The sequence below is a fragment of the Ruegeria faecimaris genome, from assembly GCF_900182615.1.
In the GTDB taxonomy this organism is placed as follows: Bacteria; Pseudomonadota; Alphaproteobacteria; order Rhodobacterales; family Rhodobacteraceae; genus Ruegeria; species Ruegeria faecimaris.
Genome location: NZ_FXTE01000001.1, coordinates 92,280 through 116,693, shown reverse-complemented (window position 1 = coordinate 116,693; position 24,414 = coordinate 92,280). Strand labels below are relative to the sequence as shown.

27 protein-coding genes are annotated in these 24,414 nt (G+C 56.5%); 13 read left to right on the top strand and 14 right to left on the bottom strand.

The features are described 5' to 3' along the window. The first annotated feature begins 54 nt into the window (after positions 1 to 54). Genes bufB through FN806_RS00575 form a run of 3 tightly spaced genes read left to right on the top strand, consistent with a single transcriptional unit; the run spans position 55 to position 2,185 of the window. Positions 55 to 912, top strand: coding sequence for an MNIO family bufferin maturase (bufB, locus tag FN806_RS00585; RefSeq protein WP_142632986.1), 858 nt, complete (start codon positions 55 to 57; stop codon positions 910 to 912). After that, complete coding sequence (locus FN806_RS00580; protein WP_142632984.1) at positions 909 to 1,670, top strand: HvfC/BufC N-terminal domain-containing protein; 762 nt, start codon at positions 909 to 911, stop codon at positions 1,668 to 1,670. Before bufB ends, FN806_RS00580 begins: the two co-directional genes overlap by 4 nt. After that, a complete protein-coding gene (locus FN806_RS00575) occupies positions 1,667 to 2,185 on the top strand; it encodes a DoxX family membrane protein (protein WP_142632982.1) in 519 nt (172 codons plus the stop codon). Before FN806_RS00580 ends, FN806_RS00575 begins: the two co-directional genes overlap by 4 nt. A gap of 1 nt (position 2,186) precedes the next feature. Here FN806_RS00575 and FN806_RS00570 read toward each other — a convergent pair whose 3' ends face one another. After that, positions 2,187 to 2,555: a hypothetical protein gene (locus FN806_RS00570; protein WP_142632981.1), complete on the bottom strand. Its 369-nt coding sequence runs from the start codon at positions 2,553 to 2,555 to the stop codon at positions 2,187 to 2,189. A gap of 41 nt (positions 2,556 to 2,596) precedes the next feature. Then, positions 2,597 to 2,914 carry an ArsC/Spx/MgsR family protein gene (locus tag FN806_RS00565; protein ID WP_142635075.1) on the bottom strand — a complete coding sequence of 106 codons (318 nt, stop codon included), beginning with the start codon at positions 2,912 to 2,914 and terminating at the stop codon, positions 2,597 to 2,599. A gap of 216 nt (positions 2,915 to 3,130) precedes the next feature. Here FN806_RS00565 and FN806_RS00560 point away from each other — a divergent pair, with 216 nt between their 5' ends. Further along, complete coding sequence (locus FN806_RS00560; RefSeq protein WP_142632979.1) at positions 3,131 to 3,337, top strand: cold-shock protein; 207 nt, start codon at positions 3,131 to 3,133, stop codon at positions 3,335 to 3,337. Between the two features lie 435 nt (positions 3,338 to 3,772). On the opposite strand, the gene thyX is transcribed toward FN806_RS00560, so the two are convergent. Beyond that, positions 3,773 to 4,684, bottom strand: coding sequence for an FAD-dependent thymidylate synthase (thyX, locus tag FN806_RS00555; RefSeq protein ID WP_142632978.1), 912 nt, complete (start codon positions 4,682 to 4,684; stop codon positions 3,773 to 3,775). Between the two features lie 175 nt (positions 4,685 to 4,859). Here thyX and FN806_RS00550 point away from each other — a divergent pair, with 175 nt between their 5' ends. The 3 genes from FN806_RS00550 to FN806_RS00540 are packed head-to-tail and all read left to right on the top strand — an operon-like array spanning position 4,860 to position 6,714. Further along, positions 4,860 to 5,288 (top strand): VOC family protein, encoded by a 429-nt coding sequence (locus FN806_RS00550; protein WP_142632976.1) that lies wholly within the window; start codon positions 4,860 to 4,862, stop codon positions 5,286 to 5,288. Beyond that, entirely contained in the window at positions 5,285 to 5,989 is a 705-nt protein-coding gene (locus FN806_RS00545; RefSeq protein WP_142632974.1) for a DUF1194 domain-containing protein, read from the top strand. The genes FN806_RS00550 and FN806_RS00545 overlap by 4 nt, the downstream gene beginning before the upstream one ends. Beyond that, positions 5,986 to 6,714, top strand: a complete 729-nt coding sequence (locus FN806_RS00540) for a DUF1194 domain-containing protein (protein WP_142632973.1) — start codon at positions 5,986 to 5,988, stop codon at positions 6,712 to 6,714. Before FN806_RS00545 ends, FN806_RS00540 begins: the two co-directional genes overlap by 4 nt. On the opposite strand, the gene FN806_RS00535 is transcribed toward FN806_RS00540, so the two are convergent. The 3 genes from FN806_RS00535 to FN806_RS00525 form a co-directional block, all read right to left on the bottom strand. Further along, positions 6,708 to 7,205, bottom strand: a complete 498-nt coding sequence (locus FN806_RS00535; RefSeq protein WP_142632971.1) for a MarR family winged helix-turn-helix transcriptional regulator — start codon at positions 7,203 to 7,205, stop codon at positions 6,708 to 6,710. The genes FN806_RS00540 and FN806_RS00535 overlap by 7 nt on opposite strands. 77 nt (positions 7,206 to 7,282) lie before the next feature. Continuing rightward, complete coding sequence (locus FN806_RS00530) at positions 7,283 to 7,540, bottom strand: succinate dehydrogenase assembly factor 2 (RefSeq protein ID WP_142632970.1); 258 nt, start codon at positions 7,538 to 7,540, stop codon at positions 7,283 to 7,285. Then, entirely contained in the window at positions 7,540 to 7,929 is a 390-nt protein-coding gene (locus tag FN806_RS00525) for a helix-turn-helix domain-containing protein (RefSeq protein ID WP_142632968.1), read from the bottom strand. Before FN806_RS00525 ends, FN806_RS00530 begins: the two co-directional genes overlap by 1 nt. A 92-nt stretch (positions 7,930 to 8,021) precedes the next feature. Between FN806_RS00525 and FN806_RS00520 the strand changes: the two genes are divergently transcribed. After that, positions 8,022 to 9,224 carry a pyridoxal phosphate-dependent aminotransferase gene (locus FN806_RS00520; RefSeq protein ID WP_142632966.1) on the top strand — a complete coding sequence of 401 codons (1,203 nt, stop codon included), beginning with the start codon at positions 8,022 to 8,024 and terminating at the stop codon, positions 9,222 to 9,224. 11 nt (positions 9,225 to 9,235) lie between these two features. Further along, complete coding sequence (locus FN806_RS00515) at positions 9,236 to 9,637, top strand: hypothetical protein (RefSeq protein WP_142632964.1); 402 nt, start codon at positions 9,236 to 9,238, stop codon at positions 9,635 to 9,637. Positions 9,638 to 9,644: 7 nt separating this feature from the next. Here the strand turns inward: FN806_RS00515 and FN806_RS00510 are convergent, their stop codons facing one another. Continuing rightward, positions 9,645 to 11,009 carry an MATE family efflux transporter gene (locus FN806_RS00510; RefSeq protein ID WP_142632962.1) on the bottom strand — a complete coding sequence of 455 codons (1,365 nt, stop codon included), beginning with the start codon at positions 11,007 to 11,009 and terminating at the stop codon, positions 9,645 to 9,647. 104 nt (positions 11,010 to 11,113) lie between these two features. Then, the gene (ppk2, locus tag FN806_RS00505; protein ID WP_142632960.1) at positions 11,114 to 12,040 is read right to left on the bottom strand and encodes a polyphosphate kinase 2; all 927 of its coding nucleotides are present in this window, start codon (positions 12,038 to 12,040) and stop codon (positions 11,114 to 11,116) included. Positions 12,041 to 12,151: 111 nt separating this feature from the next. Between ppk2 and FN806_RS00500 the strand changes: the two genes are divergently transcribed. Next, positions 12,152 to 13,027, top strand: coding sequence for an alpha/beta fold hydrolase (locus FN806_RS00500; RefSeq protein ID WP_142632957.1), 876 nt, complete (start codon positions 12,152 to 12,154; stop codon positions 13,025 to 13,027). A 3-nt stretch (positions 13,028 to 13,030) separates the two neighbouring features. On the opposite strand, the gene FN806_RS00495 is transcribed toward FN806_RS00500, so the two are convergent. Further along, on the bottom strand, positions 13,031 to 13,639 hold the full coding sequence (locus tag FN806_RS00495) for a carboxymuconolactone decarboxylase family protein (RefSeq protein ID WP_142632955.1): 609 nt from the start codon (positions 13,637 to 13,639) through the stop codon (positions 13,031 to 13,033). 265 nt (positions 13,640 to 13,904) lie between these two features. On the opposite strand from FN806_RS00495, the gene FN806_RS00490 reads away from it, so the two are divergent. From FN806_RS00490 to FN806_RS00480, 3 genes are all read left to right on the top strand, one after another. Further along, entirely contained in the window at positions 13,905 to 14,465 is a 561-nt protein-coding gene (locus FN806_RS00490; RefSeq protein ID WP_246097118.1) for an NYN domain-containing protein, read from the top strand. A 214-nt stretch (positions 14,466 to 14,679) separates the two neighbouring features. Continuing rightward, complete coding sequence (gene parE, locus FN806_RS00485; protein ID WP_142632952.1) at positions 14,680 to 16,638, top strand: DNA topoisomerase IV subunit B; 1,959 nt, start codon at positions 14,680 to 14,682, stop codon at positions 16,636 to 16,638. A 9-nt stretch (positions 16,639 to 16,647) separates the two neighbouring features. Continuing rightward, positions 16,648 to 17,622 (top strand): MrcB family domain-containing protein, encoded by a 975-nt coding sequence (locus tag FN806_RS00480; RefSeq protein ID WP_142632950.1) that lies wholly within the window; start codon positions 16,648 to 16,650, stop codon positions 17,620 to 17,622. A gap of 62 nt (positions 17,623 to 17,684) precedes the next feature. Here the strand turns inward: FN806_RS00480 and FN806_RS00475 are convergent, their stop codons facing one another. From FN806_RS00475 to FN806_RS00455, 5 genes are all read right to left on the bottom strand, one after another. Next, positions 17,685 to 18,455 (bottom strand): alpha/beta hydrolase, encoded by a 771-nt coding sequence (locus FN806_RS00475; protein ID WP_142632948.1) that lies wholly within the window; start codon positions 18,453 to 18,455, stop codon positions 17,685 to 17,687. A 59-nt stretch (positions 18,456 to 18,514) separates the two neighbouring features. Further along, a complete protein-coding gene (locus tag FN806_RS00470; protein ID WP_142632946.1) occupies positions 18,515 to 19,660 on the bottom strand; it encodes an iron-containing alcohol dehydrogenase in 1,146 nt (381 codons plus the stop codon). Next, on the bottom strand, positions 19,657 to 21,039 hold the full coding sequence (locus FN806_RS00465; RefSeq protein WP_142632944.1) for an aldehyde dehydrogenase family protein: 1,383 nt from the start codon (positions 21,037 to 21,039) through the stop codon (positions 19,657 to 19,659). The genes FN806_RS00470 and FN806_RS00465 overlap by 4 nt, the downstream gene beginning before the upstream one ends. Positions 21,040 to 21,169: 130 nt before the next feature. Further along, positions 21,170 to 22,531 (bottom strand): glutamine synthetase family protein, encoded by a 1,362-nt coding sequence (locus tag FN806_RS00460; protein ID WP_142632942.1) that lies wholly within the window; start codon positions 22,529 to 22,531, stop codon positions 21,170 to 21,172. Between the two features lie 57 nt (positions 22,532 to 22,588). Next, positions 22,589 to 24,274 (bottom strand): Na/Pi cotransporter family protein, encoded by a 1,686-nt coding sequence (locus FN806_RS00455; RefSeq protein ID WP_142632940.1) that lies wholly within the window; start codon positions 24,272 to 24,274, stop codon positions 22,589 to 22,591. Positions 24,275 to 24,414 lie beyond the last annotated feature (140 nt).

Sequence of the window (24,414 nt, the reverse complement as noted above, 5' to 3'; positions counted from 1 at the left end):
TGAGGGGCGGGCAAGAATCGCCCGCCTCTTTTTTCAAGACCGCGAGGTTACCAGATGCTGGACAGCACAATCCGATCGAACAGGCTGCCTGCGGCACCAGGCGTCGGCTATAAGCCTCAGCATTTCCAGCAGATTCTGGATCACCCGCAACCGGTCGCATGGCTGGAAATCCACGCCGAGAACTACATGGGCGATGGTGGCCGACCGCTGGCACAGCTGCGGCACTTGTCGGAACACTTCCCGATTTCCGTCCACGGCGTTGGCCTGTCCATCGGCGGAGAAGGCCCGCTGGATACAGACCACTTGGCCCGCTTGAAACACCTCGTCGGCTGGCTCAACCCCGCCAGCTTTTCCGAACATCTGGCCTGGTCGACACATGACAGCCACTTCCTGAATGATCTGTTGCCCCTGCCCTATACCGACGCAGCCCTTGCACGGATTTGCGATCACATCGACCAAGTTCAGAATGTCGTTGGGCGACAGATGCTGCTTGAAAACCCGTCAAGCTATCTAGCATTTGATGAAAGTACGTGGTCCGAACCAGACTTCCTGCGCGAAATTTCGGGCCGCACCGGATGCGGGCTCTTGCTGGATGTGAACAACGTTTTCGTATCGGCGACAAATCTCGACTTCTCACCGCAGAGCTATATCGACGCCTATCCGCTGGACAAGGTCGGGGAGATCCACCTTGGCGGGCATGATGAGGATGAAGACGACCACGGGCTTCCCTTGTTGATCGATAGCCACGGGCGAGAAGTGGTTGATCCGGTTTGGGCGCTTCTGAACTATGTGCTTGAACAATCGGGACCAAAACCTGTTCTGGTGGAATGGGATACCGACGTCCCTGATTGGCCTGTCTTGCGTGCCGAAGCCGATCGCGCCCAAGCGGCACTGGACCGCATCCCAGCATGAGCGTGTCGCAAGAAGAGTTTCACCTGGCTTTGCTGGATCCAGCCATGTCGGTGCCTGAGGGCCTTGTAGACGCGTCGGATCAGCCGGCGGGACGGCGTTTCAGTGTCTATCGCAACAATGTTGCCGTTTCGCTGACCGAAGCCATGCATCAAGCCTTCCCGGTTATCGCCAAGTTGCTGGGTTCGCAAAACATGGACGGGTTGGCCGGGCTTTTTCTGCGCAGCCACCCACCAACCTCGCCGTTGATGATGTTCTATGGCGAAGCGTTTCCGGATTTCCTGGCCGGGATGGATCAGCTGTCGCATATCGGATACCTGCCCGATGTGGCGCAACTGGAGCTGGCCCTTCGCCGATCTTACCACGCGGCGGACAGCGTGCCAGCGTCGGACGACGCGTTAGCCGTGCCACCCGAAGATCTGTTCCGGGCCCGATTGGAATTCGCACCTTCGATGCAAATCTTGCGCTCGGACTGGCCCATCTTTTCGATATGGCGGTTCAATACCGAAGACGGCGCACCGAAACCCCAAGCTGGTGCTGAAGATACCCTGATCACGCGCCGCGAATATGATCCTGTTCCTCAGGCCCTGCCGCAAGGCGGGGCGGGTTGGATCGCCGCGATGAAGGCCGGAAACACAATCGGACAGGCATTTGAAAACACTACCGAAACCACCCCGGATTTTGATCTTGGGGCCACTCTGGCGCTGCTGTTACAGGGCGGCGCCATCACTTCTGTGACTATTGAAAGGCTGGCAACATGACTGCCCTGATCTCTCTTCATAACAACGTCCTGGGACGGATCGACAGATCGGCCAACTGGCTGACACCAACCCTGGCGCGTCTTGTCTTTGTTGCCGTGTTGCTTGTCTACTACTGGAATTCAGCCACCCTGAAAATCGACGGGTCGATTTTCTCTCCGTCAGCGGGGGCGTTTGGGCAGATTTTCCCCAAAGCGGCAGAGGCCGTACTTTATGACGTAACCCAGATGACTTTTTTCCAACGCGTCGTAATCTTTCTGGGAACAGTCGCCGAATTTGTCCTGCCAGCCTTGTTGCTGGTCGGCTTGCTGACCCGGGTGGCAGCCCTTGGGATGATTGGGTTTGTTTGGATACAGACCATTGTCGACGTGACCGGTCATGGCGTCAAATTGGGAGGCCTGTTCGACAACGCACTTACTTTGATGGATCAGCGCGTGATGTGGACTTTCCTGTTTCTGATCATCGCGATAAACGGCGCAGGCCCGATCTCGATCGATCGCATCCTGCGCCTGAAGTAACTCAGAAATGTGCCTTGGGCTCGTCCGGTTTACCCGCGGCCAGCCCAAGGAGACCCGCCACGGCGGCAAAGGCGACCGGGAACATGGTGAACACATTGAACCCGAACGCATAATACATCCCAGCCGCAGAAATCAGCAGCAACACGCCACCAATCAGAGCGCGGGCATGTGCCATCGCCCCGCCCGCAATAGCCAATAAAGGCGCAAGGATCGCCGCGGTTCGGATCAACTGCGCATTGTCCACCTGCTCGGCAATCCCGTCGATTTCGCCAAACCTGTCGATCAACTCGACATATCCATAGCCAACAAACCCGACCAACATGCCGATCAGACCGGCAACTACCCCTAAAATCATCGCTGCGTTACGCATTTAGAACCCTCTAGCTTGCGACCAACCACATAAGTACCCACTCAGCCAACGCCAAGGGCTGCCTGCGTTTCAGCCGTCCAGCCCAGATAAAGTGCACCGTCTTTCTCAACAAGCGGTCGCTTCATTAAGGTTGGGTGTTCCTGCAAGAGTTCCAGCGGCTCTTTTTTGCGCTGCTCTGCATCCAACCCGCGCCACGTTGTCGACCTGGTATTGAGCAAAGCCTCGCCGAAACGTTTTAGGGCCTGCGCCAGTACCGCATCCGGCACACCTTGCGCGCGAACATCGATAAAATCCGAACCCTCAAGCGATTTCAGAGCCTTACGGCAAGTATCGCAAGTCTTCAATCCATATACGCGCATTTTCGGGCTGCTCCTGTTTCGATCTTGATAATGGGCAAATTCGCCAGTGTATTCCGGTATTTCTTGATTTTTTACTTCACCGTGCAATGTTGAAAAAGACGAAACACGTAATTCGGGCCGTGTCGTGTGGACGAGACGGTGATGTGTTGCGGTTACGTCAATCGCTACCCCCACCAATTTTGTGGGACAACGTGCAAGTAGAAGGAGACACGGGAAATGCCAACTGGCACCGTGAAATGGTTCAATACCACCAAAGGCTATGGGTTTATTGCCCCTGATGAAGGCGGCAAGGACGTATTTGTTCACATCTCGGCCGTTGAAAGATCTGGTCTTACCGGACTCGCTGACAATCAGAAGGTCGCTTACGAACTGGAAGACGGACGTGACGGCCGACAAATGGCTTCAGATTTGAAGCCACTGTAAAATCCCGTTACTGCGGGTACGAAAATCAGGACAACGGCCAATTTCAGGCCGTTGGCCATCGAAAGTGATGTGCCTATTCTTGCTCCCTGCTGCTTTCGGGGCGCGTGGTTCAATTTTTCCACATGGCACGATTCAGGACGTACTGGTCGCACAGGTGACCACCATCGTCCAGTTGCGGGATTATCTAGTCCACACTTCCATCAGTTGTTCAGGATCGCACATCCCGGCTCTTGCCCGCTCAGAGGTGAACTGGAGCGCAAGTTTTTGGTGCATGTAGCCGTGGGTTCGCAAATCACCATCGACGATGGGGGGACTCGGCCTGTGCCACGCGAGGCAGGAACAGGGTCAGACAACCGGTTTTGATCAAAACTGAAAGTGTCATGAAACGATCGCAACCATTTCATGACGCCCCGTATAGACAGACCGCAAGCGCACTCAACTTTCCTTGATGATCGCCTCGAACTCACGCCATTCCCGCCCGGTCATGCCCGAGTTTTCCTGAGTGACCGTCTCTCCGGCCAACATCCGACGCAGGCTGTCGACCATCTGCGCGGAAAGATTGACCGCACCCAGGCGGTAATCTTCAAACGCCTTATAGGCGGCCGGCACCCAATCAGCGACGATCTTGCACATGGCATCGGCGTAAACACGAATTTCGTATTGGGCATGAGGATCCGCGCGCAAACGCAGGAAGTGGAACAGGTTGTGCAGGTCAACCTTCCAGTACCATTGCGTGTAGATATTCGCCGGAAGGTTCATCCGCGCCAGTTCACGCGCAAGCCCTTGCTGCCCGTCCTGACCCATCATCGCCTCGTAATTGTCATAACAACGCGCGCTGTCAGCTTTCAAAATCTCAAGGACGCGCGCGGCTTCTTCGCCCTGCAACGTATCGCCGCGACCCTGATTGTTGATCTCGGACTGCGCGGACACGTGCTCGGGTGCCGGGATATAGAATTCACGGTCCAAAATCGAATAGCGCGCCGAATATTCATTCACATTCGCTGTCCGGTGCCGAATCCACTGTCGCGCGACAAAAACCGGTAACTTGACGTGCAACTTTATCTCGCACATCTCAAACGGGGTCGAGTGCCAGTGCCGCATCAGATAGCGGATCAACCCTTCGTCATTTTGCACTGATTTGGTGCCCTTGCCATAGGACACGCGTGCGGCCTGACAAATCGCAGCGTCATCACCCATATAGTCGATCACGCGCACAAAACCGTGGTCCAGAACCTGATGCGCCGTGTACAGGTGTTCCTCCATCCCCGCAGCTACAACACGGCGTGTTGGATGCGATTGCGCCCGTTGCGCTTCGATCTCGCCCAGTTGGTCAGAGGACAGCGGCATGAAATTTCCTTTCCAGCAATGAGTCGCCTGCCACTATATATCGCCAATCAAAAGACAGGAACCGCGATATGTGCGCCCACATTTGCATTTTCAGAATTGTGTCCGTGCGGCCTCTCGACACGTGATGTACGCGCGCTAAGGTGCAGGGCATCACCGGAACAGAAAGGAACCCGCAATGGGGCTCACTTACCTCCACACCATGGTTCGCGTGAAGGACCTGGACAAATCCATGGCGTTTTACAAGTTGCTGGGCCTTAAGGAAACTCGCCGCTATGACAGCGAACAGGGGCGGTTTTCCCTGATCTTCATGGCTCCTGCTGGGCAAGAGGATCGACCAATCGAGTTGACCTATAACTGGGATGGGGATGACGATCTGCCCAACGACAGCCGCCATTTCGGCCATCTCGCCTATGGAGTCGACAATATTTATGAAACCTGCCAGCACCTGCAGGACAATGGAGTCGTGATCAACCGGCCACCGCGCGACGGCCGAATGGCGTTTGTCAGGTCACCCGACAATATCTCGGTAGAGTTGCTACAAAACGGTGATGCGCTGGAACCGGCCGAACCCTGGGCCAGCATGGAAAGCACCGGGCACTGGTGATCCGCTGGTTGATCACACTGGGCCTAGCCTTTTTAGCCAGCCCTCTGCGGGCCGAGCCCTGTCGCCTTGCGCTTGCGCTGGCAATGGACATTTCAACATCGGTAAGCGCAGAAGAGGACGCGCTGCAAAGGCAGGGCCTTGCCGCAGCGTTGGTTGCCCCCGAGGTGACCGAGGCCTTCTTTTCCTCGCCGATGCCGGTCGCGCTGGCTGTTTATGAATGGAGCGGCCGGGACGTTCAGCATATCATACTGGGCTGGACGATGATCAACACGCAGACCGATTTGCTGGTGGCAGCGACCACGATACAGCAATCGGTCCGATCAGACAGCGACTCGGCCACGGCGATGGGGTATGCGCTGGCCTTTGGGGCGACGCTGATGCAGCAGGCCCCGACATGTCTTTTTCAAACCATTGATCTGTCAGGTGACGGTTCGAACAACGATGGATATGGCCCGGATTCCGCCTATCGGCATTTTCCCTTTGAGAATACGATTGTGAATGGCCTGGTCATTAATGCCGCCGACTTCGAAGGCGAGCTGTATCTGATTCCCTTTTTTGAAAACAATGTCCTGTACGGCCCCGGCGCGTTCCTGGAAATCGCCGACGGGTTCCAGGATTTCGAACGCGCCATGCGGCGCAAACTTGAACGCGAACTAAAAGGTATGCAGATCGGCGCATTGTCGGACCCCGGCCAGCGATGATACGTGCGCTTGCAACGATAGTCAGCATATTGGCCACCTCTGCGGCATCAGAATGCCGCCATGCTTTGGCTTTGGGCCTGGATGTGTCGGGATCAGTCGACAGCTCGGAATACCGGTTGCAGCTTGGCGGCTTGGCAGGTGCTTTCCGCAGGCCCGAGATTAAGCAACTCTTTCTTTCAAACACAGCAAACCCGGTACAAATCGCGATTTATGAATGGAGCGAACCCGGCCACCAACGCCTGTTATTGGGCTGGACCGCAGTACAATCGGACCTCGATCTGGAGCGCATAGCCACCCTGCTCGACCATGTGAAACGCAGCGGCGCTCCGCAAGGAACCGCCGTCGGGTCCGCCATGCTGTTCGGTGCCGAACTTTTGGGCCAGAAACCCGATTGCTGGAAGCGGACATTGGATCTGTCGGGGGACGGAAAGCACAATATCGGCCTGCACCCAAGAAATGCGAAACAGACGCTCTCTGACGACGGTATCACGATCAATGGACTGGTCATCGGTGCCGACGACCCTGACATCGGTAGCACCCGCTATGTTCAGGTCGGAGAGCTGCTGGCCTATTTCAAAGCATGGGTCATCCTTGGCCCCGGCGCCTTTGTTGAGGTTGCCCTGGGCTTTGACGATTACGAAGAAGCAATGACCCGTAAACTGATCCGCGAACTTGAAGGCCTGACCCTATCGGATGCGGGACAGAGGCCGACCAAGCATCAATAGATATAGCGGATCTGGTCCGTCCAATACCGTTCTACCCGCCGCAATGCTCCGGTAATGTCTTCGATCCCTTCCTGTCCAAGCACGCCGCGCGATTGTAGACCTTCGGCATGTCTCGAAAACAGCTCGGAGACGATATCGCGGATTTCCCGGCCCTGTGGCGTCAACCGGACACGCACCGAACGGCGGTCTATTTCGCAACGCTGGTGGTGCATATACCCCATCTCGACCATTTTTTTGAGGTTGTAGCTGACATTGCTGCCTTGATAGTAACCGCGGCTTTTCAATTCACCAGCGGTAACCTCATGATCTCCGATATTGAACAAAAGCAACGCTTGAACCGCGTTGATCTCAAGAACACCGACCCGTTCAAACTCATCTTTGATAACGTCCAACAACAAACGATGAAGCCGCTCAACTAGAGCAAGTGCCTCAAGATAGCTGGTCATGAAGCCTTTGACCCCCGGCGCGGAGACCTGCATTTCCAAACTCATACGATCCTCCGATTCATTCGCGCAGTTTCAGGCAGAATGAAGCGAAAAGCCGAAAAATCAGTTAAGCCGGATAATCTTTATTTTTGAAAGGTTTGTGCGATTTCGGAAACAAGATCCGAGAATTGGGTAGGTGGCAGGACCTGACCGGTGACCCATTGATACAGGTCCTGATCATTCTCGTGCAACAGGGCGTCGTAAACATCCAGCCCTGTTGCATCCATGGAGTCCAGATTGCGGTCTGCATAGGCAGCCAGAATCAGATCCATCTCTTTGATGCCGCGTCGCATGGACCGCATTTTCATCCGTTTGATCCTGACATTGCGCGGTTCGGCCATTATTCCGCCTCCAGCATCATACGCACACGTTTCTCCAGCCTTGCAGCCCGCTCGGCGCTGGCGCGCATCTCGCCTCGGATTGAACGAAGCTCGGATACGATTCCGGCCAGGTCAGGTGCGTTTTCTCCAGCCTCGACAGGGGCGTCCATCCCGTCGCCCTCGCCGGTGAGAAGCCACATGATCGAAACGTTGATCATGCCTGCCATCATCGACAGTCGGTTGGCCCGGGGCTCAGACAGATCATTTTCCCAGGCGGCAATCGTAGACTTCTTGACACCCAGCCTGCGGGCCAGATGTGCCTGCGTCATCCCCGCTGCTTCACGCGCCCCTGCCAGCCGGTCTCCGAATGTCGCCGCGTCGGGTCCGTACCAGTCATTTTCGTCGTTCATCGGGGTCTCCAAATCTCTTGTTTTATATCGCTTGATCGTCGTTCGGGCGCACCCTATGACAGTCAGGCTAAACATACAAACTGAGGCCGACCATGAGTTTCCTGTCTGCGACACTGTCACGCGTAAAACCATCTCCAACAATCGCGATGACAGCCAAGGCGGCCGAATTAAAGGCAGCCGGACGAGACGTAATTGGCCTAAGCGCCGGGGAGCCAGATTTCGACACGCCCCAGAACATCAAGGATGCTGCGGTGGCGGCCATCGCCGCTGGAAAGACCAAATACACCGCGCCCGATGGCATACCAGAGTTGAAGCAGGCGGTTTGCGCCAAGATGAAACGTGATCATGGACTGGACTATTCGCCTGCTCAGATCTCGGTCGGAACCGGTGGCAAGCAGACGTTGTATAACGCGCTGATGGCCACCATGAACACGGGCGATGAGGTGGTCATACCTGCGCCCTATTGGGTCAGCTATCCCGATATGGTTCTTCTGGCAGGGGGAACGCCTGTGACAGTTGAAACGACCTTGGAGAACAGTTTCAAACTAACCGCTGAACAGCTTGAGGCAGCTATTACCCCAAAGACCAAATGGTTCATCTTCAACTCTCCGTCCAACCCAACCGGTGCAGGGTATAGCCGGGCGGAATTGAGAGCTTTGACCGATGTCCTGATCAGGCACCCGCATGTTTGGGTAATGACAGATGATATGTACGAGCATCTGGCCTATGACGGGTTTGAATTCTGCACACCGGCCGAAGTCGAGCCCAGGCTTTATGACCGCACCCTGACCTGCAATGGTGTATCCAAAGCTTATGCGATGACTGGCTGGCGGATTGGCTATGCAGCAGGGCCTGCCGAATTGATTGCGGCAATGCGCAAGGTTCAGTCGCAATCGACCTCGAACCCCTGCTCGATCAGCCAATGGGCGGCGGTAGAGGCGCTGAACGGTACACAGTCCTTTCTGGCCCCGAACAATGAAACGTTCAAACGCCGCCGTGATCTGGTCATCAGCATGCTGAACCAGATCGAAGGAGTGACCTGCCCAACTCCGGAAGGTGCGTTTTATGTCTACCCTTCCATTTCCGGGTTAATCGGAAAGACCACGCCTGCAGGCACTTTGATCGACACAGACGAAGCCTTCGCAACCGAGCTTTTGGAAGAGGCTGACGTTGCAGTCGTCTTCGGCGCTGCGTTTGGGTTGTCCCCCAACTTCCGCGTCAGCTATGCTACGTCAGATGAAGCGCTGACCGAAGCCTGCACGCGCATTCAGAGGTTTTGTGCTTCGCTGACCTGATCGGAGACCTTATGACTGCCGAATTGCCTGAGTACTATTTCCGCATACGCGAAAACGGTGCCGCGGTTTTCCGGATCGACACGGAAAACCGCCAACGTCGGATTGAAATGAACCAGATCGCGGTCATCAACATCCGCAATGGAGAGGTGAAGCCGCAGGGTCAGCGCGCTCTGACTGTGGCGGATCAGGCCGAAATCGAGCGCTGGATGGCAGAACGTAGAGATCTTCTGGCGCAGCGCGATATCGACGATATTCACCGCGCGGTGGACTATCTGAACCTAACCACACAGTGGGCCCAGTCCAAAGCGACTGACCAACAGCTCGAGGACGTTACGGACCGGCTACTACTGGCGATGCATGATCTGCGCAGCGTATTGGTTCGGAAGAAAGCCGACCGGCTGAACAATGGCTAATTTGCCTTCACGCTGCCGGTTCAGCGATTATACGCACTGATCGCAACCAGAAGCGCGCCATCAACAGTACGGCGGCACAGGCAAGACCCAGCACAAGGCCCAACCAGACACCGACGCCCTCCATGCCGCGGATGAACCCAAAATAGTAGGACGCCGGAATTCCGACGACCCAATAGCTTAGCCCCGCCATGACCATTGGCACCTTGGCATCCTGCAATCCGCGCAATAGGCCCAGCGCGATCACCTGTGCACCGTCCACCAGCTGGAACAACGCAGCCATGGCCAGCAACCCGGTACCTATGGCCAGAATCTCGGGGCGTTTCGGATCCTGCGGTTCCACAAATACGGAAATCAGAGGCTCGGCGCAGGTCAGGAACAGGATGATTGTCAGGATAGACACCACAAGGGACATCCCTGTCACGGCGACGGCACCTTTTTCCAGATGCGCGCGGTCCTTGCGGCCAAGCGCATTGCCCGCCCGGATCGTGGCAGCGTTGGACAGGCCCAGATGCACCATGAATGTCGCCGAGGCGAGGTTCAGAGCGATCCCATGCGCCGCCAGCGGCACCTGACCGATCCAGCCCATCATAAAGGCCGACATCGCGAACAGAGACACTTCGGCCAGCAGGGTCAGCCCGATGGGTATGCCTAGCTTCAGAACGCTCAGCAGCATCTCCCAGTCGGGCCGCCAAAACCTTTGGAACAGGCTATGCTCGGGCAGAACTTTTACAGCATAGATGATAACCGCAATCAACGACACGGTCTGCGTCACGACCGAAGCGATAGCGGCGCCCATCACGCCCAGTTCAGGCGCACCCCAGTTGCCAAAGATCAAAGCATAGTTGGTCAGACCGTTCACCACCGCAGCAGCAACAGTGATCCACAAAACAACCTGGGTTCGCTCCAACGCCGCAAGGTAGGACTTCAAGACCATTACCACCAGAGCGGGGAACAGACCCCAGCCTGCAACCCGCAGGTATTCCGATGCAGTTTCCGCCACCTGTGGATCCTGATCTGTGGCGATCAAGATCGGGTATGACCACCACAGCAATGGCATGACCACTGTTGCATATAGCAACGACAACCAGAGCCCCATGCGGGTCGAACGGCGAATGCTGGTTTCATCGTCTTCGGCAGCGGCTGTTGCCACCATTGGCATAACGGCCAGACCGAACCCGCCCCCGAACAGGAACAGGACAAAGTAAAAGCTGCTGGCCAACGTGACCGCCGCCAGAGCTTCGACCCCGTACCAGCCAAGCATGATCGTGTCCGTCAGACCGATTGCGAACTGCGCCAGATGCCCGCCAACCAATGGCAGGCCCAAGACGGCAATGGCACGGAAATGGCCTTGATATGTCATCACCTTATTCATTCCACCAGCCATAGGCCCGGCGAAAGGCCGGGACAAGACCGGAACAGAGAAATTTCAGAGTGAGACATGGATCCGGGACAGGTGCCCTGCCCCGAACCTTAGGCCTAGCAGCGGGCGTCAGGATGCAGCGCGTTGCCCAGAATATGCTCGGATCGGTGGATCACATGATGCGCCTGACCCACGATCAAAGGATCGGGCTCGCCAACAATGCCGTGATCCTTGTCCGGGTAATCAAGTGTCGACAGAAAGTGGCGCATACAGTTCAGACGAGCGCGTTTTTTGTCATTCGATTTCACGATGGTCCAGGGTGCATCAGCGGTGTCTGTATAAAAGAACATCGCCTCTTTCGCCTCGGTATAGTCATCCCATTTGCCAAGGCTTGCCTTGTCGATCGGAGATAGTTTCCATTGCTTCAACGGATCGGTCTCACGGCTTTGAAACCGCCGCTGTTGTTCGGGTTGCGTGACCGAAAACCAGTATTTGTAAAGCTGAATTCCCGACCTCACCAACATCCGTTCAAGCTCTGGCGTCTGGCGCATAAACTCTAGGTACTCGTTCGGAGAACAAAACCCCATCACCCTCTCGACCCCGGCGCGGTTGTACCAAGAGCGGTCGTAGAACACCATTTCACCAACGGTGGGAAGCTCGTGCACATAGCGCTGATAGTACCATTGGCCCTTTTCTTCCCAGGTGGGTTTGTTAAGGGCGACCACGCGCGCCTGACGGGGGTTCAGGTGTTCCATAAACCGTTTGATTGTACCGCCTTTACCAGCCGCATCGCGCCCTTCAAACAGCAATACGAACCGTTGACCGGTTTCCTGCGCCCACAGCTGAACCTTAAGCAACTCAGCCTGCAGTTTGGCCTTCTCGGCCTCATAGACCCGCCGGGGCATCTTGCGATGATAGGGATATCTTCCGCTTTCGAATGCCTTGCGGATCTTTTCCGGGCTTGGCTCGGAAACAGCACCTGCAACAGGTGTTTCGTCATTCACGCGTGGTAGATTTTGCTCGGGTTGCGCAGCTGCATCCATACATATTCTCCTTTTTTTCACTGTTCGAAAAAACGGCTAGCAGAACCGAAGCTTTCGCGCTTTGATTGGGGTCAAACCAAATTCACTTATACGGCGAAAAGGCCAAGAAACATGGAAACCCGATTTCAGATCCTGAATGGCCAGAGGTTTCATATTCGCCGTTGGGGGTCATCCGACCTGCCACCCTTGCTGATGCTGCACGGCTTTCCGGAATATGGTGGGGCATGGGCCGATCTGGCGCCACATCTGGCATCTCATTTCCATTGCATTGCCCCTGATCAACGCGGTTACGGCCAAAGCTGGGCACCAGAAGGTGTCGGCCAATATGCTACGTCCGAGCTAGTCTCGGATATGATCGCACTTGTCGAAGGTCTGGATACGCCAATCAGCGTTCTGGGCCATGACTGGGGCGCCGCGGTCGCCTATGGCCTGGCCATGTTCCGCCCAGATCTCGTCGGTCGTCTGATTATCGCAAACGGCGTTCACCCGGTGCCCTTCCAACGGGCTATGGCATCGGGCGGCCCACAATCCGCGGCCTCTCAATATATTAACGCGCTACGGGCCCCTGATGCCGCAACACACTTTGCCGCGAACAATTTTACCCGCTTGGAAAGTTTCTTTCGCCACGGGATGGGCTTGGACTGGCTGTCCGATGCCCGAATGGAGGACTATCGAACTGAATGGGCCCGTCCCGGTCGTCTGAATGCCATGCTGAACTGGTATCGGGCCTCTCCGCTGGTTGTGGCGAAACCGGGCGAGCCCTGCACAGACCTGCCCCGGCTTCCGGTCGAGCGGCTGATGGTTCGTTGCCCACATCTTTTGCTATGGGGCTCCGATGACAAAGCGCTGCTGCCCGAGGCGACAGACGGTCTGGAAGATTTCGCGCCCGACCTCACACGAGTCGATATTCCGGGCACGGATCACTGGTTACACCACCAGAAGCCCGAAGCAATGGCACAGGCAATCATTGAGTGGACAGACGGCTGAGGCCTATTTATGCCCCCAATCGGCAGGATCAGCCGAGTTATTGGGGGACAGCCCCAGAATGTCACCATCGGTAGAACATCCCAGCCCCAGAACGGTGCGGTTAGCATAGGCGAAATAGGCGCAGACCTGATTGATCTCGAGGATTTCTCCATCATCCCACCCCGCCTTGCGTAGGGCGGCGATGTCACCTTCCACCAATTCTGCAGGGGCCTGCGTCAGCTTGCGCGCATACAGCATGGCCGCAACCTGAGCAGCCTCCAATGGTGCGCTTTCAGGTGTCCCAGATTCGATCGCGGCACGGATTGCATTACCGCGCACTTCGTCGCCTAACAGCCTTTGCAGCCCGTTGAAATGATGCTCGACACAGTACCCGCAGTGGTTCAGGGAACTGACCCAGACACCCAGAGTTTCGAGAAACCACTTGGGAATCTGATTGGCCGAATGGTGCAGCACATTCTTGTACAACGCCATATGTCCTTCCATCGAATGCGGCCGCAAGGAATGCGCCATCATGATGTTGTCGACATTGTTGTCGGGGCCGGTAACCCGCTCATACAGCTTGCGCAGCTTGCCCGTAGCTTGTTCGAAAGGAATGGTTTTGATCCAGCTCATTTAGCATGCCTTGTTACTGTTGTTCAGCTTCGCGAAAAGACTAGAAGCGAAAACTGAGCGTTGCGAGGTAAAAAGCAGAGCTTTTAGTACCTCGGGGCATCGAACCAGATAGATACACAAGGTTCGGGATTATTATACAACGTTTTGGGGTGCACATAGCGCCAAACCCAACACCACGTCGCCCCGGGCCCCACTATATCACAATTTTCATTTCGGTGTTTTATTCGCTTCAGTTACATAGACTATCAATTTTGCGAAAGAGATTTTGGAATTGCGCATACTCTGTACTGTCTTCGTGCTCTCCGGGATAGGCACCGTCGTCGCATTGACGCAACCCGGGCTCACCGATTGGGTATTGCTGGCTGGGCCCTGCTCATTGGCAAGTGTGGTATTGCTACTCAAAAACTGGCTGAAGCGCTTTCAAAAAGCAAGAAAGTGGGCCGTCGTTGACGGATCAAACGTCATGCACTGGAAGGACGATGTTCCAAGTATCGAGACCGTTCGCGAGGTCACGATCGCACTGACCAAAGCAGGGCTAACGCCCGGAGTGGTCTTTGATGCGAATGTGGGATACAAAATTTCTGATCGATACATGAGTGACAAATATCTGGCGTCCAAGCTTAGGCTACCGAGAGATCGCGTTATGGTCGCTCCAAAAGGAACACCAGCAGACCCATTAGTCTTGCAAGCCGCCAGGGATTATCAAGCCAGCATCGTTACGAATGACCGATTCCGCGATTGGGCTGATGACTACCAAGATGTTCTAAACGACAGAAAACCAATACGCGGCGGTTACAAGGACGGAATGCTTTGGTTGTCCCTTTGATACCTCACCAATTTGCGGGTAGCTTTGCCTGACGTATTCGCTTGTATGTCTGTACTTAGCTAAAGACAGACACCACAGAACGTCCAATTCCAAAGCATCGCTCCTACTCCTCGCGCTTCCAAGACCCAAACCATCCACAACACCTCGCGTCCCTCTTCCCCCGGACCACATCACCTGCCATAATGGGGGAAACTCAAAAACAAGAGCAGCCCATATGCCCGACGATCTGTTGACGCCCGAAGCGACCAATACCTATGACGCCTCATCCATTGAGGTGCTCGAAGGTCTTGAACCAGTTCGCAAACGCCCCGGCATGTATATCGGCGGCACGGATGAGCGTGCACTGCACCATATGGTCGCTGAAATCCTCGACAACTCGATGGACGAAGCGGTGGCAGGCCATGCCAACCGGATCGAGGTCGAACTGCACGCAGATTACGCCCTGACCGTGCGCGACAATGGGCGCGGCATTCCGATCGATCCGCACCCGAAATTCCCCGACAAATCCGCGCTTGAGGTCATCCTGTGCACATTGCACGCGGGCGGCAAGTTCTCGGGTAAGGCGTATCAGACCTCGGGCGGTCTGCATGGGGTTGGTGCATCTGTGGTCAATGCTTTGTCGGATTCCATGGTTGTTCAGGTGGCCCGCGACAAACAGCTGTTCGAACAACGCTTCTCGCGCGGAGTACCTCAGGGACCAGTTGAAAAGGTTGGCGCAGCGCCCAACCGGCGCGGCACCACGGTGACCTTCCACGCCGATCCCGACATCTTTGGCCACCACAAATTCAAACCCGCGCGGCTGTTCAAATCCATCCGCTCCAAGGCCTATCTGTTCTCGGGCGTCGAAATCCGCTGGAAAACCGCCATCGACGACGGCGAAACCCCGACCGAGGCGACGTTCCACTTTCCCGGCGGGTTGTCGGATTACCTGAAGGAAACGATGAACGGCTCGTCCACCTATGCCGATCAGCCCTTTGCCGGAACCGTGGACTTTCGCGAAAAGTTCAACGCGCCGGGCAAGGTCGAATGGGCGATCAACTGGACGCCCTCGCGCGACGGGTTCATCCAATCCTACTGTAACACCGTCCCCACGCCCGAAGGCGGCACCCATGTGGCAGGCTTCTGGGCCGCTGTCCTCAAGGGCATCAAAGCTTACGGCGAGCTGATCAACAACAAAAAGGCCGCGCAGATCACCCGCGACGACCTGGTCACCGGCGGCTGCGCCCTGGTGTCCTGCTTTATCAGCGAGCCTGAATTCGTTGGCCAAACCAAAGACCGCCTCGCCACGGTCGAAGCACAGCGGCTAGTCGAAAACTCGGTCCGTGACCATTTCGACAACTGGCTGGCCGCGGATAACAAATCCGCCGGAGCGATCCTCGACTTCCTCATTCTAAGGTCCGAGGAACGCCTGCGCCGGCGAGCCGAGAAGGAAACACAGCGCAAGTCCGCCACTAAGAAACTTCGTCTTCCCGGCAAGCTGGTGGACTGTTCCAGTTCAACACGGGACGGCACCGAATTGTTCATCGTCGAGGGCGACTCGGCGGGCGGCTCAGCCAAGATGGGTCGCAACCGCAAAACACAGGCGCTGCTGCCCCTGCGCGGTAAAATCCTGAACGTGTTGGGCGCGGCCAGTTCCAAGCTGGGCACCAATGCCGAGATCAACGATCTGACCCAGGCGCTGGGTGTCGGGCTTGGCACCCGTTTCAATGTCGACGACCTGCGCTATGACAAGATCATCATCATGACCGACGCGGATGTCGACGGCGCGCATATCGCAGCGCTGCTAATGACGTTCTTCTTTACCCAGATGCGGCCCATGATCGACGCGGGCCACCTCTACCTCGCCTGCCCGCCGCTGTATCGCCTGACGCAAGGCGCCAAACGCGTCTATTGTCTGGACGAGGCCGAGCGCGACGAGTGGATGGAGAAAGGTCTGGGCGGCAAGGGCAAGATCGACGTGTCCCGCTTTAAGGGTCTGGGCGAAATGGACGCCAAAGACCTGAAAGAAACCACGATGGACCCGGCCTCGCGCAAACTGATCCGCGTCACGATTGATGAGGACGAACCCGGCGAAACCGGCGACCTTGTCGAGCGCCTGATGGGCAAAAAACCCGAACTGCGGTTCCAATACATTCAGGAAAACGCGCGGTTTGTGGAGGAGTTGGATGTTTGAGTAATCGAGATGCTTCATGAGTATTTGTCACGACTTGCGCGCGACTACGTCTATGAACGAGCTAAAAACTTCTCGGGAAGCAATTTCGGTAACTTTGTTCGGCACGACGTTGCACTAGAAGCCAAAAAGCGCCTGGTATTTCTACCATACGAACTCGAAGTCAAAGCGAGCGTTGGTCAATCTCGTTGGGCAGCGGTTCCATGGTTAGCATTCTTCGACCCACTAGTCACAGATACAGCCACCCGTGGGTACTATGTAGTCTACTTAATTAACGCCCAGACAGAAGAAATCGTTCTGTCTATGAATCAGGGTACTACCGAAGTCTATCGTGAGTTCGGAGAGACTGAAAAAGGGCGAGAAATCCTAGCTCGGCGAGCCGTGGACATAGCGGAAAGGGTTCCCGAATTTTCCGAAAGATTTGACAGGAGTTCAATCGATCTCGGGTCGAACGAAAAACTTCCAGCGGGGTATGTGGCGGGACACTCTTTCGGTAGAGTCTATCACGCAGGTTCGCTTGACCCAGACCTATTTAATGAAGATCTGGAAATGATGCTCGGAGCCTATAAAGCACTTGTCGATCGCGGTGGCAGAACTCCGGTCGACACTATGATGGAGGAAGCAGAGTCGACTGACATCATTGAAACAAGGAAATATGTGCTTTCACGAAGAATCGAGCGTGCAAAAAATGTGCGGGTACGTGTTTTGGAGCGACGTGGACTAAAATGCGAAGGATGCGGTCTATCACCGATCGAACACTATCGATACGAAGGCCCGATAAAAAGCATTCCACTCGATGTTCACCACGCAAAGCCAATCAGGGAGCTCTCGGAAGGTGAAAGCCGTAGGTACAAAATTCCGGACGATTTCTTAGTACTTTGTCCGACTTGTCATCGCGTGATCCACAAACAGAACGATGAATCCGATTTAGAAGAGCTCAAGCGCGGCATCGGCTTTCTTCACGCCAAAAAGATCAACTGGGTTTAGCGAGCATTGAGCAGATGCTCGCCCGCTTCTATTGGGCTGCCTGGTGGGTGTAGACACCTATCCTACCCAGAATTCCCCTCCAACCACTCCGCAATCTGCCCCGCTGGCCCCTCCCACCCCGGCTCCATGAACAGAAAATGCGCGTGGTTCTCGACCGGCAGAAACGTCGCGCGGTCTCCGTAGAGCTTCGCCAACGCACGGCAGGTGTTGGGGTTCACGGCCCGGTCCTCGGTGCCGGACACGATCAGAACCGGACAGTCGACCTTGTCGATATCCACCTTCATCGCGTGGTGATCGTCGAACATCCAAAAGAACATCTCGAACATCACCCGCCCGCTTTCGGCACCCAGCTGGTCGAACACCGCGTGCTGCTGCGCCTCGGGCATCTTGTTCAATGCAAAGGGGGCCATCAGATCGAACTCAACCCGCATGGGCTGTTTCCAGAACGCCCCGCCCTCCATCAGCGCGCGCGGCACGGCGCGTTCGTCGTCGGTTTCGGGCAACGTGCCCCATGGCGCGTTCGGGTTGATCAGAACAATGGCGCTGGCCAACCCGCGCGCCGCCACCTGCTGCGCCACAACCCCCGCGATGGCATGGCCCAGCAGCACCGGCTTGCCGTCCAGCCCCTGCACGAACTCTGCAATGTCGTTGGCATAGTCGGTGACGCTGGTGTCGGTCAGCCCCGGATCGGGTTCGGCCTTGGGGTCGCCGTCATGGTACCGCAGAGCGGGCGTGTGCACGGTCCAGCCCCGGTCGCGGAAGAACCCCGCGTAATCGGCCATACACCACGGTCCGGCAAAGGCTCCGTGGATCAGAACAATCTCTTTGGTCATGGAAACGCCCCCTCACCTGCCATCACTATGAGAGATGAGGGAGCGGATCGGCAAGAGGCTTACAGCGCCGCTTTGAACAGCGCCGTCAGGTTGTCCTCGGTCAGTTCAACCGGGTTGCCGCCGCAAGAGGGATCGATGATCGCCCCCTTGACCAGTTCGGGGATTGCCGCATCGGTCACTTTCATATCCGAGAGTTTGCGGGGGATACCCAGCGAGTCATTAAACTCCTGCACAAAGGCGCGGAACCCGTCAAAGCCTCCATCGATGCCCAGATAGGCCGCGGCCTGCTGGAACCGGTCGGCGATGGCGGGGGCGTTGAACTCTAGCACCGCGGGCATACAGACCGCGTTGGTCGTCCCGTGATGGGTGTTGAATACCGCGCCAATCGGGTGGCTCATCGCGTGGATCGCACCGAGGCCCTTCTGGAAGGCGGTCGCGCCCATCGCTGCCGCGCTCATCATTTGCGCCCGCGCTTCGATATCGGTGCCGTCGGCATAGGCGCGCGGCAGGTAGTCCTTGACCAGCCGCATCCCCTCCAGCGCGATGCCGTGTGACATAGGGTGGTAATGCGGGCTGGAGAACGCCTCGACACAATGGGCAAATGCGTCCAGACCGGTGCCGGCGGTGATAAATTTCGGCATTCCCACGGTCAGTTCCGGGTCACAGATCACCACAGTTGGCAGTACCTTAGGGTGAAAGATGATCTTTTTCGCGTGGGTTTCCGAATTGGTGATGACGCTGGCGCGCCCGACCTCGGACCCGGTGCCAGCGGTGGTCGGAACCGCAATGATCGGAGCAATGGCATCGGCATCAGCGCGGGTCCACCAGTCGCCAATATCTTCGAAATCCCAGACCGGGCGCGTCTGCCCGGCCATGAAAGCCACCATCTTACCCAGATCCAGCCCCGAGCCACCGCCAAATGCGATTACCCCGTCATGGTCGCCTGCCCGATACGCCGCAACGCCGGCCTCAAGGTTCTTCTCATTGGGGTTCGGATCCACTTCGCTAAACAGGCCACGCTCCAGACCCGCAGCCTCAAGAATATCCAGCGTCGCCGAGGTGATCGGCAGATCAGCCAACCCTTTGTCCGTGACCAGCAGAGGGCGTTTCATTCCGGCGGCAGCGCAGGCTTCGGGCAGTTCCTTGATGCGGCCAGCGCCGAATTTGATCGCGGTCGGATAGGACCAGTTTCCAGACAGGCTCATGATGTCACCTTCTTCAGATGGTAGGATTTGGGGCGGGTAAGGTTGTGATAGCCGATGACAGAAAGACCACCGCCACGCCCGGTATTCTTGCAACCGGTCCAACACAGGCCCGGATCCAGATAATCGGCGCGGTTCATGAAGACGGTGCCAGTTTCAATCTGGTCACCGACCTGCGCGGCCCGGTCCACGTCGCGGGTCCAGAGGCTGGCGGTCAGGCCAAATTCGCTGTCATTCATCAGCGCGATGGCTTCGTCATCCGACGACACTTTCATGATACCAACTACGGGGCCGAAACTCTCATCCCGCATCACCCGCATGTCGTGTGTGACATTGGTCAGGATTTGCGGGGTCAGATATGCCCCCCCATCATCCTCGGGGAAAGTGTCGATATGGGTAACTGCGCCATCCGCAACTGCCTCGGCAATCTGCGCGCGGACCTCATCGGCAAAGCGTTTATTGGCCATCGGTCCAATCGTCGTCTCTGCATCCAGCGGATTGCCCAGCTTATAGCCCTGAACAATCTCAACCGCTTTGGCAACGAACGCATCATACATGCTTTCGTGCACATAAATCCGCTCAATCCCGCAGCAGCACTGGCCCGCGTTGAACATCGCACCGTCGATCAGCGTATCAACAGCTGCGTCCAGATCGGCGTCGTCCATGACATAGCCTGGATCCTTGCCGCCCAACTCGGTACCGACCCCGGTGAATGTGCCCGCCGCCGCACGTTCCATCGCCTGACCACCACCGACCGAGCCAGTGAAGTTCACGAAATCAAACGCATTTCCAGCGATCAAATCGTTAGTCACATCATGACTCAGGAACTCATTCTGGAACACATCCTCAGGAACACCTGCCGAATGGAAAGCCTGCGCCATCCGCTCACCCACCAACAATGTCTGGGTCGCGTGTTTCAGCACCACGGTATTGCCCGCAATCAACGCCGGGGCCACCGTATTGATCGCAGTCATGTACGGGTAGTTCCAGGGCGCCACGACAAAGACAACCCCATGCGGAATGCGTTTGATATAGCGCCTGAAGATCTCATCCTCGCCCACCGAAATATCGGCCAGTGCACCCTGCGCGATCTCGGCCATATGGCCGGCGCGCTCGTTGAACCCGCCGAACTCTCCGCCGTAGCGCACTGGGCGCCCCATCATATGGGCCAACTCGGGCACGATTTCGTCATTCATCGCACCAACAGCGGCGACACCCGCCATCACAAGATCAATTCGCTCTTGTAATGGGCGTGCTGCCCAGGCTGTTTGCGCTTCCCTGGCCCGCGCGGCCACCTCAAACGCTGCTTCGCGCGATAAGGTTTCGCGCTCAGCATAAACCGATCCATCGATCGGCGAGATGCATTTCAACATCTGCCCCATCTCCACTCCATCCTCTAAAAAGCAGAATCTCCTGCTTTATCTGGCCAACACAAACCTCGGGGGCCGTCATTGATGCGCCATTGGCTCAAGCACCAATAGCGGCAGGCAGGGCCCCCAGCTTCGTCCACCCTCAGGCCCTTTCGAACCCGCGGGCAATTTCCCAATCAGTAACCACGCTTTCGAATTCCTCGATTTCCACCTCGGCGGCGCGCGCATAGTGATCAACAACTTCGTCCCCCATAGCGGCCCGCAACATGGTTGAGCCAAGCAGGGCATCCCGCGCAGCGGGCAGGTTCCCGGGGATCATGCCGGACTCGCTCTGATACGCATCGCCTTTGGTTGGTGGCTCAAGCTCCAACCCCTCCTTGATGCCCGCGATACCCGCCGCCAACATACCAGCAATCGCCAGATACGGGTTCATATCCGAGCCCGGAATACGGCATTCCACGCGAACCGATTTGGTTCCATCACCACACAGTCGGAAACCGGCGGTGCGGTTGTCGACCGACCAGATGATCCGCGTCGGCGCAAAACTTCCTTTTTGGAAACGCTTGTAGCTGTTGATGTAGGGGGCCATGAAACACGTATAATCGGCAGCGTATTTCAACAACCCGGCCATATAGCTTTTCATTACGGCCGACATGCCGAGCGGATCTTTTTCGTCGAAAAAGATTGGCCTTCCCTCAGACCACAGCGACTGATGCACATGGGATGAACTACCAACCTTGTCATGATGCCATTTCGGCAGGAACGTGGCCGCATGCCCGCGCTGCCAGGCGATTTCCTTCACCGCATTCTTGGCGATCGAGTGATACTCGGCCGTTTCCATGGCGGCGGCGTATTTGATGTTCAACTCTTCTTGACCAGTCTCGGCCTCGCCCTTCGTATTCTCGACCGGGATGCCCGCGTTCCACAAGTGATTGCGGATGGGACGCATCACATGCTCTTCCTTGGTGGTCTGCAGGATATGATAGTCCTCATTATAGCCCGAGATCGGCGCCAGATCGCGAAACCCTTCCTTGCGGATTTGGTCAAAGCTCTTCTCAAACAAAAAGAACTCCAACTCGGTGGCGCACATCGCGTCGTAACCCATGGCTTTCAGGCGTTTGACCTGTTTCTTCAGGATCGACCGGGGCGCGTGCGGGACCTCTTCATGCGTGTGGTGATCCAAAACATCGCACATCACCATCACCGTGCCCTCAAGCCACGGCACCGGGCGCAAAGTGCTGAGATCAGGTTTCATGACGTAATCGCCATAGCCCCGCTCCCAGCTGGTCGAGGCATATCCGTCAGGCGTGCCCATTTCCAGATCTGTCGCCAACAGATAATTGCAGCAATGGGTCTCTTGCCAAGCGCCTGCCACAAAGTGACCGGCATGAAACCGTTTGCCCATCAGCCGCCCCTGCATGTCCACCATGCAAACAAGAACGGTGTCTACTTCACCTGCTTCAACCTTGGTTTTGAGGTCCGCCAACACAACTTCATGACCCATCATGTTCATCCTTCATCACAATCGGGCCCACCGCGCCCCTGTTCCCATCGACGGCCGTTAGTCTTCGGCCGCTTCTTTCTCCATTTCCATAACCAACCGCGTTTCCAGAACCTGTCCGCTTTTGTAGAGGATCGGATAGGCGATGGCCGCGATATGGCCGTGCAGATCGCGCATAGCGCGCAGTGCCTCCAGATGCAGATCGCTGGACTGGAAACTTTCCGTTTGACCACGCTCCAGCCGCTTTAGATGCGCCTTGCGGCTGTCGCGGGACATCCTTTTGATCTCGGCCTTGTCCAGAACAAGACGGCGGGCACAGTCGACGTCATCCACCAACAAAACGTGTCGCGCCAGCGAAAAACTTTCCTGAATGGTGGCGTGTAAATCCTTGAGTTCTTTCCACCCCTGGGCGGAAAACTCGGCCCTTTCCATGTGTTTAATCTTTGCTGAACGCGTCATTCTGTTCGACACGACATCTCCAGCGGCCTCAAGCCGAATAGCGTATTCCACCAGACCACGGGCGGCTTTGATCTGAGACTTGCTCATATTCTGCCGCGGCAACCGCGCGACAAAGCGTCGGATTTCCGTCAACTGGGCGTTTACCATTTCATCCTGCTGCGACAGGGCAGCAATGGTATCAATGTCGTCACGCTCATAGATATCCAGCACCGGGCGGAACATGCGTTCGACCTGCGTGACCATCTGCAACAATTCGTGGCGCACCGAGGACATCGCAACATCAGGGCCTGTGGCACTGGGGTCGCCTAGCGGATTAAGAGCACCCGAGAACTGATCTGCCACACCAGATTCAGGGTCGGTCTCGGGCATGAGCAAAGCCATCGGCGCTTCCATCCGGGTGACGAATCCGGTTGCCAGCAGAAACACCACTAGGTTGAAACCGATATGGGCAAAGATCAACGATTGCCCCGGTCCGCTGATCATCAATGCGGCATGGGTCCCGGTGACGTTGACAGCAAACAGCATCACAAGCGCCGCGCTGCCGCGCAGCAACAGGTTAGCTATCGGTATCCGGCGGGCCGAGACGATCTGGTCCCGCGTCAGCCAGATCGGAATAAAGGCCGAGCCCAAATTTGCCCCCAATACCAACGACAAACCCGCCGCGAATGGGATTGCCCCGATCTGTACCAGCGTCACGCACATCAGGATTGTCGCAACCGAGCTGTGCATGACAAAGGCAAGCACAGCTCCAACGATGAAGGCACTGAAATAGTCGCTTTCAAGATAGCCCGCGATGGCCGGCAAAAAGGCGCTTTCGCGGATCGGATCGACAGCATCGCGCAAAAATTGCAGTGATACCAAAATGAAGGCCACACCCAGAACAATCCGCCCCATCAGGCGAACATTTGCCCGATCGGATTTGAGGTAGAGCCACCCGCCCAGCGCCAGCAACACCGGCTGCAACCATCCCAAATCATAAGACAGTATCTGAATGACCAGAGCCGATCCCAGATCTGCCCCCAAAACCCCCGCCAGGGCAATGCCAAAACTGACCATTCCGGCCGCCGCAAACCCTGTCAGCAAAACCGCCACGGCGGCTGAACTTTGCAGGATCGTGGCCAGAACCATACCCGCGCCACCGGCGACAAAACTGTTTGAATGTCGGGTCAAAAGCGATTGAAATAGCGCGCCAAATCGCCGCTCAATCCCCGTACGAACCAAGCGAACGGCGAAAAGCAGCAACATGGTTGCGGCAAAAATCTCGATCAGAAAACCAGCGATGGCCATGTGTTCATACCCCGTCCGACCGGTGAGCAGCACTGTGCATCCGGTTTCGCATCTCTGTTATTGGGATTGATATGAACATAAGAGGTGTCGCCAGGTGATGTCCAATCCCGACGCGAGAGGAGTTACCCGCGTCGGGAAGT